This window comes from Rhizobium sp. BK602, assembly GCF_014195095.1.
In the GTDB taxonomy this organism is placed as follows: domain Bacteria; phylum Pseudomonadota; class Alphaproteobacteria; order Rhizobiales; family Rhizobiaceae; genus Rhizobium.
The window spans coordinates 70,352-84,389 of sequence record NZ_JACIBC010000006.1; the positions used below are offsets into that span (position 1 = coordinate 70,352).

The window sequence follows — 14,038 nt, forward strand, 5'->3', positions numbered from 1 at the left end:
CGCGGCGAGAAGATCGCCGCCAATCAGGATCTGGAGGAGCTCGCTCATGTTGAAGGGAATTTCGCCGCGGTTGAATGCGGACGTGCTGCACGCACTGGCATCGATGGGGCATGGCGACATGCTTGTCGTGGTCGACACGAATTTTCCGGCCGAGTCGATCGCGCAGCAGACGATGCTCGGCCATCTTCTGCGGATCGACAACGTATCGGCGGCCGAGGCCGTCGAGGCGCTGCTGTCGCTGATGCCGCTCGATACCTTCATCGACGATGCCGCGACGCGGATGGAAGTGGTGGGCGCGCCGGCGGAGGTGCCGAAGGTTCAGCATGAAGTGCAGGCGGCGATCGATCGCGCCGAGGGCAAGCACTGGCCGCTCGTGCCGGTCGAGCGTTACGCTTTCTATGAGCGGGCGAAAGAGGCCTATTGCGTGATCCAGACCGGCGAGCGCCGCTTCTATGGTTGTTTCACCTTGACCAAGGGCGTCATCCCGCCGGAAACTGAATGATCTGCGGCGCCGGGTCTTCCCGCTCCGGCGAGAGGCTCTTTTCGGCAAAGGAACGTGATGGCCAGGAAGTTGGATTCCCAAGGGCGGCTTGACGATGCGGCGCGGGCAGGCTGGCTCTATTACGTGGCCGGGCGGACCCAGGACGAAATCGCCGCCGCCATGGGAATCTCACGGCAGTCGGCGCAGCGGCTCGTCTCGCTCGCCGTGGCCGAGCGGCTGATCAAGGTACGGCTGGATCACCCGATCGCCGTCTGCCTCGAATATGCGGCGGCGTTGCGGGAGAAGTTCAAGCTCAAGCATGTGGAAGTGGTGCCGAGCGATCCCGGCGGCACGTCGTCGACGGTCGGCATCGCCGAGGCGGGTGCTGCCGAAATCGAGCGCTGGCTGAAGCGCAGCGAACCGATCGTGCTGGCGATCGGCACCGGCCGCACGCTGAAGGCGGCGGTCGATCAGCTTCCGGCCATCGAATGTCCGCAGCACCGGGTGGTGTCGCTGACCGGCAATATCGGCCCGGACGGATCCGCCGCCTATTACAACGTCATCTTCAGCATGGCCGACGCGATCAAGGCGCGGCACTATCCCATGCCGCTGCCGGTGCTGGTCTCCTCGGCCGAAGAGCGCGAGCTGCTGCATGCGCAGGCGCTGGTGCGCTCGACGCTGGATGTCAGCGCTCAGGCCGACGTGACCTTCGTCGGCGTCGGCGAGATGGGCATCGAAGCGCCGCTCTGCCTCGACGGCTTCCTGGAGAAGGACGAGATGATGGCGCTGATGAAGCGCGGTGCCGCCGGCGAGATCTGCGGCTGGGTTTTCGATGGCGACGGCAAGCTCCTGCAGGATGCCGTCAACGACCGCGTCGCCAGCGCGCCGATTCCGCCGCGCGATGCCTCCTCGGTCATCGGCATTGCCAAGGGCAAGCGCAAATACGAGGCCATCAAGGCCGCCGTTACCGGCCATCAGATCAATGGCCTGATCACCGACGAAGCGACGGCTGAATTTTTGCTCAAAGACTGAGCAAAAAAATTATTTCATGAAAACAACATGATAGGCTGCGCGTTCGGCGTCGCAGCAACGAATTTGCATTGACATTTCATGACAAAGCGTGGGTAATTGCTCACGAGCAAAGCGAATGCTCATGTTTTGATCTTCTGGGAGGAAGATATGAAATTGAAAACTTTCCTGCTGGGCGCCTGCTCGGCCCTGATCTTTGCCGGCATGGCATCCGCCGAAACCCTCACGATTGCAACCGTCAACAACGGCGACATGATCCGTATGCAGAAGCTTACGGACGATTTCAAAGCCAAGAACCCCGACATCGACCTGCAGTGGGTCACGCTCGAGGAAAACGTATTGCGCCAGAAGGTCACGACCGACATCGCCACCAAGGGCGGCCAATACGACGTACTGACCATCGGCACCTATGAAGTGCCGATCTGGAGCAAGCTTGGCTGGCTCGCGCCGCTCGACAAGCTGACCGCCGACAAGACCTACGACGTGGACGATCTTCTCCCGGCCATCCGCAGTGGCCTGACCACCGACGGCAAGCTCTATGCCGCGCCGTTCTACGGCGAAAGCTCGATGGTGATGTACCGCAAGGACCTGTTCGAGAAGGCCGGCCTGAAGATGCCGGACGCGCCGACCTGGGATTTCATCGCCGACGCGGCCCGCAAGATCACCGACAAGAGCCATGAAGTCTATGGCATCTGCCTGCGCGGCAAGGCCGGCTGGGGCGAGAACATGGCATTCCTGACCGCCATGTCGAACTCCTTCGGCGCCCGCTGGTTCGACGAGAAGTGGAAGCCGCAGTTCGACCAGCCGGAATGGAAGCAGACGCTCGACTTCTACGTCAAGCTGATGAAGGACGCCGGCCCTCCGGGCGCTTCGTCCAACGGCTTCAACGAGAACCTCTCGCTGTTCCAGACCGGCAAATGCGGCATGTGGATCGATGCGACCGTCGCCGCCTCGTTCGTCTCCGACCCGAAGGAATCGAAGGTCGCCGACAAGGTCGGTTTCGCTCTCGCCCCGGACAAGGGCCTCGGCAAGCGCGGCAACTGGCTCTGGGCCTGGAACCTCGCCATTCCGGCCTCCTCGAAGAAGACCGAAGCGGCCGAGAAGTTCATCGCCTGGGCAACGAGCAAGGATTACACCAACCTCGTCGCCCAGAAGGAAGGCTGGCTGAACGCACCTCCCGGCACCCGCTCGTCGCTCTACGCGAATGCGGACTATCAGAAGGCGGCTCCCTTCGCGAAGATGACGCTCGACTCGATCAACTCGGCCGATCCGACGCATCCGACCGTCAAGCCGGTTCCTTATGTCGGCGTCCAGTTCGTGGCCATTCCTGAGTTCCAGGGCATCGGCACGGCCGTCGGCCAGCAGTTCTCGGCGGCCCTTGCCGGCCAGACCTCGGTCGACGCCGCCCTGAAGGCCGCACAGCAAGTGACCTCGCGGGAAATGACCAAGGCGGGTTATCCGAAGTAATCAACCTCCCAGAGTCTGGAGGACAGCGCCTCGCGCGCTTCCTCCCTTCGGCCGCCGAGTGCCCGAATTGCTCTTCGGCGGCCTCTTTTTAGCCGGTCCACGGCCACCTCTTCCTGCTTATAGATAGGTCGGTACTTGCCATGGCAACGTTGCACACCCGTTCCACAGCCCGCGTCATGATGACGCCGTCGGTTCTGCTGCTTTTCGCGTGGATGATCGTCCCGCTGGTCATGACGATCTATTTCTCGACGCTGAACTACAATCTCATGTCGCCCGGCGCGCATGATTTCATCGGTTGGCTCAACTACGAATATTTCGTCACCGATCCTGCCTTCTGGAATTCGCTGGTGGTCACGCTTCTGCTGGTCGGCGGCGCGCTCCTCATCACCGTGATCGGCGGCATCGCTCTGGCGCTGCTTCTCGATCAGCCGATCTTCGGCCAGGGCATCGTGCGCATGCTGGTGCTCGCGCCCTTCTTCGTGATGCCGACGGTCGCAGCCCTCATCTGGAAGCATATGTTCATGAACCCGGTGAACGGGCTTCTGGCCTATCTTTTCAAGCTGTTCGGGCTCGATCCGCTGACCTGGCTGGAGACCGTGCCGCTCTTCTCGGTCATCATCATCGTCGCCTGGCAGTGGCTTCCCTTCGCCACGCTCATCCTGCTGACGGCCCTGCAGTCGCTCGACGAGGAGCAGAAGGAAGCCGCGGAGATGGACGGCGCCGGTCCGGTGTCGAAGTTCATCTATATCGTGCTGCCGCATCTGGCGCGCGCCATCACGGTCGTCATCCTGATCGAGACGATCTTCCTGCTGTCGGCCTTTGCCGAGATCCTCGTCACCACCAATGGCGGCCCCGGCACGTCGACCACCAACCTGACCTATCTCGTCTATTCCCAGCTCGTGCTCTCGCAAGACATCGGCGGCGCGTCGGCGGGCGGCATCATCGCCGTCATCCTCGCCAACATTGTCGCGATCTTCGTGATGCGCGCGGTCGGCAAGAATCTGGAGGCTTGAGATGGCACGCAAAATCACCACGCAACGCAAGATCGTCGTATCGGTCGCCGCCTGGGCCGTGGCGCTCCTGATCTTCTTCCCGATCCTGTGGACGATCCTGACGAGCTTCAAGACGGAAGGCGACGCCATCGCCTCGCCGCCGCAGTTCCTGTTCTTCCACTGGACGCTGGAGAATTATTTCGAGGTGCAGTCGCGCTCGAACTATTTCCTGCATTTCGGCAATTCGGTCATCATCGCCTTCGGCTCGACGATCCTCGGCCTGCTTGTCGCGGTCCCGGCCGCCTGGGCCATGGCGTTTTCGCCGACCCGGCGGACCAAGGACGTCCTGATGTGGATGCTGTCCACCAAGATGATGCCGCCGGTCGGCGCCTTCATCCCGATCTACCTGCTGTTCCAGAGTTTCGGACTGCTCAACAACCAGTTCGCCAGCCGCGTCGGCATGGTCGTCGTGCTGATGCTGATCAATCTGCCGATCATCGTCTGGATGCTCTACACCTATTTCAAGGAAATTCCCGGCGAGATCCTGGAGGCGGCTCGCATGGACGGCGCGTCGCTCGCCAAGGAGATCATCTACGTGCTGACGCCGATGGCGATCCCGGGCTTGGCCTCGACGATGCTGCTCAACATCATCCTCGCCTGGAACGAGGCCTTCTGGACGCTCAATCTCTCGGCCGTCGATGCTGCGCCGCTCAGCACCTTCATCGCCTCCTATTCCAGCCCGGAGGGTCTGTTCTATGCCAAGCTTTCGGCGGCCTCGACCATGGCGATCGCCCCGATCCTGATCCTCGGCTGGTTCAGCCAGAAACAACTCGTTCGCGGCCTCACCTTCGGCGCGGTTAAGTAAGGAAGAGAAACATGGGTAGCATTGTCCTGAAGAAGGTTTCCAAGGTCTTCGGCGAAGCCAAGGTGATCCCTTCCATCGATCTCGATATCAGCGAGGGCGAGTTCGTCGTCTTCGTCGGTCCGTCCGGTTGCGGCAAGTCCACGCTTCTGCGCTTGATCGCAGGCCTGGAAGACGTGTCCGGCGGCCAGATCCTGATCGACGGCAAGGACGGCACCAATCTGGCGCCGGCCGAACGCGGTCTTGCCATGGTGTTCCAGTCCTATGCGCTCTATCCGCATATGAGCGTGCGCAAGAACATCGCCTTTCCGCTGAAGATGGCCAGCCTACCGCAGGCCGAGATCGACAGGAAAGTGTCGGAAGCCGCGCGCGTCCTCAATCTCACCGACTATCTGGACCGCAAGCCGCGACAGCTGTCCGGCGGGCAGCGCCAGCGCGTCGCCATCGGCCGCGCCATCGTGCGCCAGCCCAAGGCCTTCCTGTTCGACGAGCCGCTTTCCAATCTCGACGCGGCGCTGCGCGTCAACATGCGGCTCGAAATCAGCGAGCTGCACCAGCAGCTCAAGACGACGATGATCTATGTGACCCATGATCAGGTCGAAGCCATGACCATGGCCGACAAGATCGTGGTGCTGAACCGCGGCAATGTCGAGCAGGTCGGCTCGCCGCTGGAGCTTTACCGCAGCCCCCGCAACCTCTTCGTGGCGGGCTTCATCGGTTCGCCGAAGATGAATTTCGTCAAGGGTGCCTATGCCGGGGGGCTCGGGGCCGAGACGGTCGGCGTCCGCCCGGAGCACCTGCTGCTGTCGACCACCTCGGGAGACTGGAAGGGCAGGGTCACCATCGCCGAGCATCACGGTTCGGATACTTTCCTGCATATCGAGGCGGACGGTATCGGCACGGTGACGGCACGCGGCACCGGCGACTTTCCGGCACGTCCCGGCGATATCGTTTATCTGACGCCCGACAAGGCTCGTCTCCATCGTTTCGACGGAAACGGGCTGGCAATCTAGGCTGCGTTGCCGTGCCCGCCGCGGGCGGACATGGCGTGAGCATTCAGCTCCGGTCCGCATGCATCGATGCTGACGGGCCGGGGTCATCCCGCCGGGGCGGTTCTCCCAGCCAACCGGACCGAAGACCTTTCAGAAGGACTTGAGACATGACGTGCAAATTATCGCTGGCAACGCTCCAGGAAGCGGCCGCCACGGCTGCGATCCCCGCCTACGACCCGAAGTCGCTTTCGGCGGGCATCGTTCATTTCGGCGTCGGCAATTTCCACCGCGCCCATCAGGCTGTTTATCTCGATGACCTGTTCAATGCCGGAGAGGATCATGACTGGGCGATCATCGGCGCCGGCGTGCTGCCGTCCGACGCGACCATGCGCGAGAAGCTCGCGGCACAGGATTTCCTGACGACGGTGGTCGAGCAGGACAATAATCGTACCGCTGCCCGCGTCACCGCCCCGATGGTCGACATCCTGCCGGTCGGCGACGTGAAGGCGATCGTCGCCAAGCTCGCCGACCCTTCGATCCGTATCGTTTCGATGACGATCACCGAAGGCGGATATTTCATCGACGCCTCCGGCAAGTTCAATCCGGCGCATCCCGCCATCGTTGCCGATGGCCAGAACCCTGATGCGCCGAAGACCGTGTTCGGCCTGATCGTCGCCGGCCTCAAGGCGCGGCGTGCCGCCGGCATCCAGCCTTTCACCGTCATGTCCTGCGACAACATCCCCCACAACGGCAGCGTCACCAAGGCCGCCGTCGTCGGCACGGCGCGGCTCTCCGATCCGGCTTTTGCCGACTGGATCGCCGCCAATGTCGCCTTTCCGAACGGCATGGTCGACCGCATTACGCCGGCAACCGGCGCCCGCGAGATCGACCTGCTGAAGGAAGTGTTCGGCATCGAGGACAATTGGCCGGTCTATTGCGAGGAATTCAAGCAGTGGGTGCTGGAGGACAATTTCCCGGCGGGCCGCCCGGCGCTGGAGAAGGTCGGCGTGACCTTCGTCGCGGATGTCACGCCCTATGAGCATATGAAGATCCGCATCCTCAACGGCGGCCATGCGGCAATTGCCTATCCGGCGGCGCTGATGGATGTGCATTTCGTGCATGAGGCGATGGAAGAGCCGCTGATCCGCGCCTTTCTCGCCAAGCTCGAAAACGACGAGATCATTCCGGTCATCCCGCCGGTGCCGAACACGGTGCTATCAGACTATTTCAAGCTGATCGAACGGCGCTTCTCCAATCCGAAGATCGCCGACACCATTCCGCGCCTGGCGCAGGACGGCTCGAACCGCCAGCCGAAATTCATCCTGCCATCGACGGCCGACCGTCTGGCCCGCGGCGAGGATATCGTCGGTCTCGCGCTGGTGTCGGCGCTGTGGTGCCGCTATTTCGCCGGCAAGACCGATAGCGGCCAGGATATCGTCTTCAACGATGCCAGCGCCGACCGGCTGCATGCCGCCGCGCTGAAGGCCAAGGACGATCCCGACGCCTTCCTTGTCTTCGACGACATCTTCGGCGCGGTGGCAAAATCGGATCTCTTCCGCAAACGCTTCGCGCATGCGCTGAAAACGCTGTGGGAAAAGGGGACCCGCGCCACGCTGCAGCTATACCTCGACGACAAACTCGCGGAATAACTGTTCATCGGCCGGGCGTTCATCCTTCGGCCGAATTCTCAATGGCCACGCGGTGGTTGAATCGGCGCCGCGCAAACAGGATTCGGGTTGGATCTGCGATGACGAATGCGGAGAAGGGACTCGTAATCTTCGATTGCGATGGCGTGCTCGTCGACAGCGAGCCGCTATCCGTCGCCGTATTGATCGACGCCATGCGCGATGTCGGCGTGGAGATGAGCGAGGAGGATGTCTACAGCCGCTTCCTCGGCAAGAGCCTGGCCACGCTGGTCGATACGTTGGAGACGGAGTTCGACGTCTTCATCGACCAGGCCTTCCTCGATCGTATCCGCAACGATCTTTATGACCGCTTCCGCCGCGAATTGAAGCCGATCGACGGCATTGCCGAAACGCTGGATGCGCTTGCGGTGCCGCGCTGCGTCGCCTCCTCCAGCCAGTTGGAGCGCATCCGGCTTTCGCTCGGCGTCACGGGGCTCCTGGAGCGGCTGGAGCCGAATATCTTCAGCGCCAGCATGGTCAAGCGCGGCAAGCCGGCACCCGATCTCTTCCTGTTTGCCGCCGAGAAAATGGGTGCCGAACCGCGCGATTGCATCGTCGTGGAGGACAGTCCGGCGGGGATCATGGCGGCGCGGGCGGCAGGCATGACGGTCTTCGCTTTTACCGGCGGTTCGCATGCCCATTCGCCGAGTTATCGCGCGGAACTAGAGCGGTTATCTCCCGAAGTCGTGTTTGACGCGATGCCGGATTTGATACACCTTGTCCGGAACAAAAGATAAGCGGACGGGGCTCCTTCTGAATGCGTGATCACGTGGTTGCGGTCGATATCGGCACTGGCAGCGCGCGCGCGGGCGTGTTCACGGCGCGCGGGGCGCTGCTGGCCAAGAGCGAGCATCCGATCCTCATGAACCGCCCGCAGGAGAACCATGCCGAGCATAGTTCCGAAGACATCTGGGCGGCGGTCTGCGCGGCCGTGCGCAATGCCGTCAAGGCTTCCGGCGTCGGTCCCGCCTCTATCGCCGCCATCGGTTTCGATGCCACGTGCTCGCTGGTCGCGCGCGACAGGGACGGCAGGCCGCTGACGGTTTCGACCGGCGGGGAGGACCGGTTCGATACCATCGTCTGGCTCGATCACCGGGCGCTTGCCGAGGCGGATGTCTGCACGGCGACGCGGCATCCGGTCCTCGAATATTCCGGCCACTTCATGTCGCCGGAAATGGAAATGCCGAAGCTGATGTGGCTGAAGAAGAACCTGCCGCAGAGCTGGGCCAGGGCCGGCTATTTCTTCGATCTCGCCGATTTCGTGACCTGGAAGGCGACGGGTTCGCTGGCGCGCTCGCGCAGCACGCTGACGGCGAAGTGGAACTATCTCGCCCATGAGGAGCCCGGCTGGCAGGCCGATTTCCTTGCCGTGATCGGCCTGGAGGATCTGCGCGAACGCGGCGGCCTGCCGGAAGACAGCGTTCCGGTTGGGCAGAGCCTTGGGATGCTGACGGCGGAGGCGGCCGAGGCGCTGGGGCTCGATCGCCAATGCCATGTCGGCGCCGGCATGATCGACGCCTATGCCGGCGCGCTCGGCACGCTAGGCAGCCATGCCGGCAACCCCGAGGCGCTGGAGCGCCGGCTGGCGCTGATCGCCGGCACGTCGAGCTGCGTCGTCGCCTTCTCACGCGGCCGCAAATGCAGCGCCGGCATGTGGGGGCCTTATTACGAGGCGGTTTTTCCCGGCATCTGGCTCGTCGAGGCCGGGCAGTCGGCGACCGGCGCGCTGCTCGATCATATCGTGCGCATGCACGCGGCCGGTGGCGAGCCCACCGCGGCCCTGCATGACCGTATCATCCGGCGGATCGCCGAGCTGCGTGCCGCCGAGGGCGATGCTTTCGCCGGGCGCATCCAGGTACTGCCGGATTTTCATGGCAACCGCTCGCCGCTTGCCGATCCGCATGCGGTCGGCGTGATCAGCGGATTGACGCTCGATGCGTCCTTCGATGGCCTCTGCCGTCTCTATTGGCGCACCGGCATCGGCATCGCGCTCGGTCTTCGCCATATCCTCGAGCGCATGCGGGACTATGGCTATGTGCCCGACACGCTGCATGTCGCCGGCGGCCATGTGAAGAATGCCATGCTGATGGAGCTTTATTCGGATGTCACCGGCTGCAAGGTTGTCGTGCCTGATATGAACGAGGCGGTGCTTTTGGGAACGGCGATGGCGGCTTCCGTTTCCTGCGGCCTTCACAAGACCCTGGCGGCGGCGGGGGCTGCTATGTATCCCGGCGGTTACGAACGCTTGCCGGACGAGAGCAGGAAAGCGCTTTACGACCGCGATTACCGCCGGTTTCTTGCCATGTACCGTCACCGGGCCGAACTGGACTCGATGGAATAAGCCATCGCCGTCCGGTCTCGCCCGCTTCACGATTTGTTACCGGATCGACGTGTAACCGAACATGCCTTCCAGTTCCTCGATCTTGCGCATGCGGTCTTCCGCCTGTTCGCCTGCCGCCTGGATGACGGCGGCGGTCAGACATTCCAAAAGCGCCGTCATCGCCGAGAGATTGTCGCGACAACCGGTGCGCGAGGGCGGCAGCGAGAGCGTCAGATTGGCGAATTCATGCGCCCATTCGGTATATTGGCCGGTGATCAGCAGCACCTTGTAGCCGGCGCGGCGCGCGGAACGGGCCAGCAGCCGCGACGTGTTGAAACGCGGCGAGTCGATGATGACAGCCAGCGCGCTGTCCGTCTGGCGGCCCAGCATTTCGATATAGCTGCCATTGCTGCCGTCGAGGAAACGTACATGGTCGCGGGCGAATGCGAGGCGATCGCACAAATGCCGGCCGAGGCCCGAGAAGCTCGGATGGGTGGCGACGAAGACCTCGCTGGAGGTGAGGATCGCAGTCACGGCTTCCTGCCATTGCGGGTGGCCGCTGAGATTGTAGATGTGCTGCAGCATCTCGATCTGCTCGGCGATCTGCCCGGCAAGGGGGCGGCCGTCTCCGGCATCTTTCTGCAGTTGCTCGAGGACACTCGACAGTTGCAGCGCCACGGGCGGCACGCTTTCCTTCAGGTGAACCTTGATGCCGTCCAGCCCCTGATAGCCAAGCAAGCGCAGGAAACGTCCCACGGTCATCGGGCTCAACTCAAGCTTGTCGGCGACGGAGGATGCGGTTTCGAAAGGCAATTCGTTCAAGTGCTCTGAAAAATACTTGGCTATTCGGCGCTCGGCGGGAGTGCCTATTTTGATATATTGTCTAAGCTTCTGGCCAAGGTCTTCCAAATGTTATGCCTCACTTCGTAAGTTCGTCCAGGTCTGCGGGTGTGCCGAAAGTCAAGAGGATCAGGACAAGCGCAGATTTCGATGGTCGCCGATCATGTCTAGGTTGTTGTTTTTTATGTGACGCCCACAATATATTAGGGTACGCTTTATTACAACAGCTCAATTTCGTGGAAAGTTACGCTCGCATGGCGCGAAGTTATTGATATGGCCGCCGCCGTTACCTACCTCTCCGATCAATCCACAGGAGATAGTAGACGAATGATCTTTGATGCCGCGCGTCTTTCCATCGCGAATCTCTTTGCGGCCGAGACGCGCAAGGTTTTCTGGAAGGTTCTCGGCCTGACGCTGCTGGCGCTTGTCGCCCTCTGGTTTGCGCTGCGCGGCACCTTCATCGCCTTTGCTCTTCCCTGGTTGCAGAGCTTCATGCCGGCGGCGCCGGATTGGACGAGCTGGATCACCTTGCTCCTGGGGATTCTGGCGGGGATCGGCTTGGCATTGGTCCTGGCGCTGCTGATTTCTCCGGTGACAGCGCTGATCGCGGGCCTGTTTCTCGATGATGTTGCCGATGTGGTGGAGAAGCGGGATTATCCGGCCGAGCCGCCGGGAAAAGCGCTGCCTTTCATGCCGGCGATGAAAGGGTCGCTGAAGTTCCTCGGCGTGGTGATCGTCGGCAACATCGTGGCGCTGTTTCTGCTGTTCATTCCCGGCGTCAATCTCGTCGCCTTCTTCCTGGTCAACGGCTATCTGCTCGGCCGGGAATTCTTTGAATTCGCCGCCATGCGCTTTCGCTCCCCGCAAGAGGCGCGGCGGTTCCGCGCCAAGCATGCGCTTACCGTCTTCCTCGCCGGTCTGGTGATCGCCGCCTTCCTGGCCATTCCGATCGTCAATCTGCTGACGCCGCTGTTCGCGGCGGGAATGATGGTGCATCTGCACAAGCTGATCTCGCGGAAGGAAGCGGCGCCGCTTCCCTGAATGCTGCAGCGATTGCAGCTCTAGTCGGCGGCCTGGGTGCCGATCACCTGCTGCGGCAGCTCGACCAGGGGAGCGGGGATGTCCCAGGTCTTTTCCGGCGAGCGACAGAGGTCGGCGATGACGCAGCGCTCGCATTCCGGCTTGCGCGCCTTGCAGACATAGCGTCCGTGCAGGATCAGCCAGTGATGCGCATGGTAGAGATACTGATCGGGGATCACCTTCATCAGCCGCTGCTCGACCTCGTCCGGCGTCTTGCCGGGCGCCAGCAGCAGGCGGTTGGCGATGCGGAAGATGTGGGTGTCGACGGCGAGTGTCGCCTGGCCGAAGGCCATGGAGAGGACGACATTGGCGGTCTTGCGGCCGACGCCGGGCAGCGTCATCAGCGCCTCGCGCGTCCGCGGCACCTCGCCGCCGAAATCGCGGATCAGCTTTTCCGACAGCGCCACGACATTTTTCGCCTTGTTGCGGTAAAGGCCGATGGTCTTGATGTAGTCGCGGATGCGCTCCTCGCCGAGATCGAGCATCTTTTGCGGCGTATCGGCGGCGGCGAAGAGAGCGCGGGTCGCCTTGTTGACGCCGACGTCGGTCGCCTGCGCCGAGAGCGCCACGGCGACCACGAGCGTGAAGGGATTGACGTGTTCCAGCTCCCCCTTCGGTTCCGGCCGCTGGACGGAGAAACGGCGGAAGATCTCCTCGAGATCCGCCTTGGAATAGGGGCTCTTGAAGGCCGGCTTGCGGCCCGCGGTCGCATTTGACTTTTTCACGTTTTGGGCGCTGGATCTGATCTTGGGATTTGCCATGAACGACCTATACTCAAGTCCTATGACCGAACGCAACGCCGATACCGAGATCGACAGCAACAGACCGGTCTTCGCTGCGGAACTCTTCCCCCATCGCTCGCTGGGGCGAAAGGGCTTCAAGGTGATGCTGGCGCTGATGGGCGTTTTCTGCCTGATCTATGGCATCGTCTTCGTCGTTCGCGGCGCATGGCCGATCGGCATCTTCTTCGGGGCTGATTTCCTGCTGCTCTACGGCGCCTTCTGGCTGAACTACCGGTCGGGCCGGGTGCGCGAGGAGGTGACGGTGTCGCGCACCGATGTCTCGATCCGCAAGTTCTCGCCGTCCGGCCGCATGGTCGAGCATCGCTTCAATCCGTTCTGGACCCGCTTTCTCGTTCAGCGCCACAGCGAGATCGGCGTCGTGTCGATGCATGTCCGTGACCGCAGCCATGACACGGATGTCGGCTCCTTCCTCAATCCGGAAGACCGCGAGAGCTTCGCCAAGGCTTTCAAGCGCGCTTTGGCGACCGTGACTCAAAGGATATAGTTCGTTTGGCAACGCCCTTGTGCAAGAAACGGGTGGTTTTGCCCGTCTCTTCGTGGTGTTCTCCTTTTTAAGGAGAAAGATTATGAATGCCATCGCACAGCTGAAGAAAGACATCACGCCGGAAGGCCCCGATTACGACATCGTCCGCCGGGTGATCGAGCTCATCACCGAGGATTATCGCGACCAGCCGTCGCTGGAGACGATCGCGGCGGAGCTCGGCCAGTCGCCGACGCAGTTGCAGAAGACCTTCACCCGCTGGGCCGGCCTGTCGCCCAAGGCCTTCCTGCAGGCCGTCACGCTGGATCACGCCAAGCGGCTGCTGCGCCAGGAAGATTTGCCGCTGCTCGAAACCTCGTTCGAGGTGGGTCTTTCCGGTCCAAGCCGGCTGCACGATCTCTTCGTCACGCATGAGGCGATGTCGCCCGGCGAATGGAAGGCGAAGGGCGGCGGGCTGACCATCCGCTACGGCTTCCATATCTCGCCCTTCGGGCACGCCCTGATCATGGCCACCGACCGTGGTCTTGCCGGCCTTGCCTTCAGCGACACCGGTGACGAGAAGGCCTGCCTGGAGGACATGACCTGCCGCTGGCCGAATGCGCAATATGTCGAGGACCTGCAGGCGACCATGCCCTATGCGGCGCGGATTTTCGAGCCGTCGAAATGGTCGAGCGACCAGCCGCTGCGCGTGGTGCTGATCGGCACGGATTTTCAGGTGCGTGTCTGGGAAAGCCTGCTGAAGATCCCGATGGGCCGGGCCGTCACCTATTCCGATATCGCCCGGGATATCGGTCAGCCCACAGCCATGCGCGCCGTCGGCGCCGCCGTCGGACGCAACCCGATCTCCTTCGTCGTCCCTTGCCACCGGGCGCTCGGCAAGAATGGCGATCTCACCGGCTATCACTGGGGCCTGACGCGCAAGCGGGCGATGCTGGGCTGGGAGGCGGGGAAGGCTTGAGGGGGGCGCACTTCAGAGATGCTGGTTTGCCGAGCTTCTGAATTCTGA

Annotated in this window: 14 protein-coding genes; 12 read left to right on the forward strand and 2 right to left on the reverse strand. The window is 62.4% G+C overall.

All coding sequences use genetic code 11. From position 1 onward, the window contains the following. The first annotated feature begins 46 nt into the window (after positions 1–46). From FHX11_RS19500 to FHX11_RS19540, 9 genes are all read left to right on the forward strand, one after another. Complete coding sequence (locus tag FHX11_RS19500) at positions 47–502, forward strand: RbsD/FucU family protein (RefSeq protein ID WP_184359633.1); 456 nt, start codon at positions 47–49, stop codon at positions 500–502. Between the two features lie 57 nt (positions 503–559). After that, positions 560–1,513, forward strand: a complete 954-nt coding sequence (locus FHX11_RS19505; RefSeq protein WP_184359635.1) for a sugar-binding transcriptional regulator — start codon at positions 560–562, stop codon at positions 1,511–1,513. Positions 1,514–1,660: 147 nt separating this feature from the next. Then, on the forward strand, positions 1,661–2,977 hold the full coding sequence (locus FHX11_RS19510; RefSeq protein ID WP_184359637.1) for a sugar ABC transporter substrate-binding protein: 1,317 nt from the start codon (positions 1,661–1,663) through the stop codon (positions 2,975–2,977). A 140-nt stretch (positions 2,978–3,117) separates the two neighbouring features. Further along, a complete protein-coding gene (locus FHX11_RS19515; protein ID WP_184359640.1) occupies positions 3,118–3,990 on the forward strand; it encodes a sugar ABC transporter permease in 873 nt (290 codons plus the stop codon). Between the two features lies 1 nt (position 3,991). Next, a complete protein-coding gene (locus tag FHX11_RS19520; protein WP_184359642.1) occupies positions 3,992–4,834 on the forward strand; it encodes a carbohydrate ABC transporter permease in 843 nt (280 codons plus the stop codon). An 11-nt stretch (positions 4,835–4,845) separates the two neighbouring features. Further along, positions 4,846–5,844: an ABC transporter ATP-binding protein gene (locus FHX11_RS19525; protein ID WP_184359644.1), complete on the forward strand. Its 999-nt coding sequence runs from the start codon at positions 4,846–4,848 to the stop codon at positions 5,842–5,844. Positions 5,845–5,990: 146 nt separating this feature from the next. Continuing rightward, positions 5,991–7,472: a mannitol dehydrogenase family protein gene (locus FHX11_RS19530; protein WP_184359646.1), complete on the forward strand. Its 1,482-nt coding sequence runs from the start codon at positions 5,991–5,993 to the stop codon at positions 7,470–7,472. A gap of 98 nt (positions 7,473–7,570) precedes the next feature. Beyond that, positions 7,571–8,245 carry an HAD family hydrolase gene (locus FHX11_RS19535; protein WP_184359648.1) on the forward strand — a complete coding sequence of 225 codons (675 nt, stop codon included), beginning with the start codon at positions 7,571–7,573 and terminating at the stop codon, positions 8,243–8,245. 20 nt (positions 8,246–8,265) lie between these two features. After that, a complete protein-coding gene (locus FHX11_RS19540; protein ID WP_184359650.1) occupies positions 8,266–9,849 on the forward strand; it encodes an FGGY-family carbohydrate kinase in 1,584 nt (527 codons plus the stop codon). Positions 9,850–9,885: 36 nt separating this feature from the next. On the opposite strand, the gene FHX11_RS19545 is transcribed toward FHX11_RS19540, so the two are convergent. After that, positions 9,886–10,737, reverse strand: a complete 852-nt coding sequence (locus FHX11_RS19545; RefSeq protein WP_184359652.1) for a MurR/RpiR family transcriptional regulator — start codon at positions 10,735–10,737, stop codon at positions 9,886–9,888. Between the two features lie 258 nt (positions 10,738–10,995). On the opposite strand from FHX11_RS19545, the gene FHX11_RS19550 reads away from it, so the two are divergent. Continuing rightward, entirely contained in the window at positions 10,996–11,709 is a 714-nt protein-coding gene (locus FHX11_RS19550) for a sulfate transporter family protein (protein WP_184359654.1), read from the forward strand. Positions 11,710–11,729: 20 nt separating this feature from the next. On the opposite strand, the gene nth is transcribed toward FHX11_RS19550, so the two are convergent. After that, positions 11,730–12,533, reverse strand: a complete 804-nt coding sequence (nth, locus tag FHX11_RS19555; protein ID WP_184360638.1) for an endonuclease III — start codon at positions 12,531–12,533, stop codon at positions 11,730–11,732. On the opposite strand from nth, the gene FHX11_RS19560 reads away from it, so the two are divergent. Continuing rightward, entirely contained in the window at positions 12,532–13,035 is a 504-nt protein-coding gene (locus tag FHX11_RS19560; protein ID WP_184359656.1) for a DUF2244 domain-containing protein, read from the forward strand. The genes nth and FHX11_RS19560 overlap by 2 nt on opposite strands. Before the next feature lie 82 nt (positions 13,036–13,117). After that, complete coding sequence (locus FHX11_RS19565; RefSeq protein WP_184359658.1) at positions 13,118–13,990, forward strand: bifunctional helix-turn-helix domain-containing protein/methylated-DNA--[protein]-cysteine S-methyltransferase; 873 nt, start codon at positions 13,118–13,120, stop codon at positions 13,988–13,990. The last annotated feature ends 48 nt before the right edge of the window (positions 13,991–14,038 follow it).

Bases quoted from the DNA above. Each gene is read 5' to 3' on its own strand.
- FHX11_RS19500 (WP_184359633.1), top strand. From the start codon at position 47: ATGTTGAAGGGAATTTCGCCGCGGTTGAATGCGGACGTGCTGCACGCA.
- FHX11_RS19505 (WP_184359635.1), top strand. From the start codon at position 560: ATGGCCAGGAAGTTGGATTCCCAAGGGCGGCTTGACGATGCGGCGCGG.
- FHX11_RS19510 (WP_184359637.1), top strand. From the start codon at position 1,661: ATGAAATTGAAAACTTTCCTGCTGGGCGCCTGCTCGGCCCTGATCTTT.
- FHX11_RS19515 (WP_184359640.1), top strand. From the start codon at position 3,118: ATGGCAACGTTGCACACCCGTTCCACAGCCCGCGTCATGATGACGCCG.
- FHX11_RS19520 (WP_184359642.1), top strand. From the start codon at position 3,992: ATGGCACGCAAAATCACCACGCAACGCAAGATCGTCGTATCGGTCGCC.
- FHX11_RS19525 (WP_184359644.1), top strand. From the start codon at position 4,846: ATGGGTAGCATTGTCCTGAAGAAGGTTTCCAAGGTCTTCGGCGAAGCC.
- FHX11_RS19530 (WP_184359646.1), top strand. From the start codon at position 5,991: ATGACGTGCAAATTATCGCTGGCAACGCTCCAGGAAGCGGCCGCCACG.
- FHX11_RS19535 (WP_184359648.1), top strand. From the start codon at position 7,571: ATGACGAATGCGGAGAAGGGACTCGTAATCTTCGATTGCGATGGCGTG.
- FHX11_RS19540 (WP_184359650.1), top strand. From the start codon at position 8,266: ATGCGTGATCACGTGGTTGCGGTCGATATCGGCACTGGCAGCGCGCGC.
- FHX11_RS19550 (WP_184359654.1), top strand. From the start codon at position 10,996: ATGATCTTTGATGCCGCGCGTCTTTCCATCGCGAATCTCTTTGCGGCC.
- FHX11_RS19560 (WP_184359656.1), top strand. From the start codon at position 12,532: ATGACCGAACGCAACGCCGATACCGAGATCGACAGCAACAGACCGGTC.
- FHX11_RS19565 (WP_184359658.1), top strand. From the start codon at position 13,118: ATGAATGCCATCGCACAGCTGAAGAAAGACATCACGCCGGAAGGCCCC.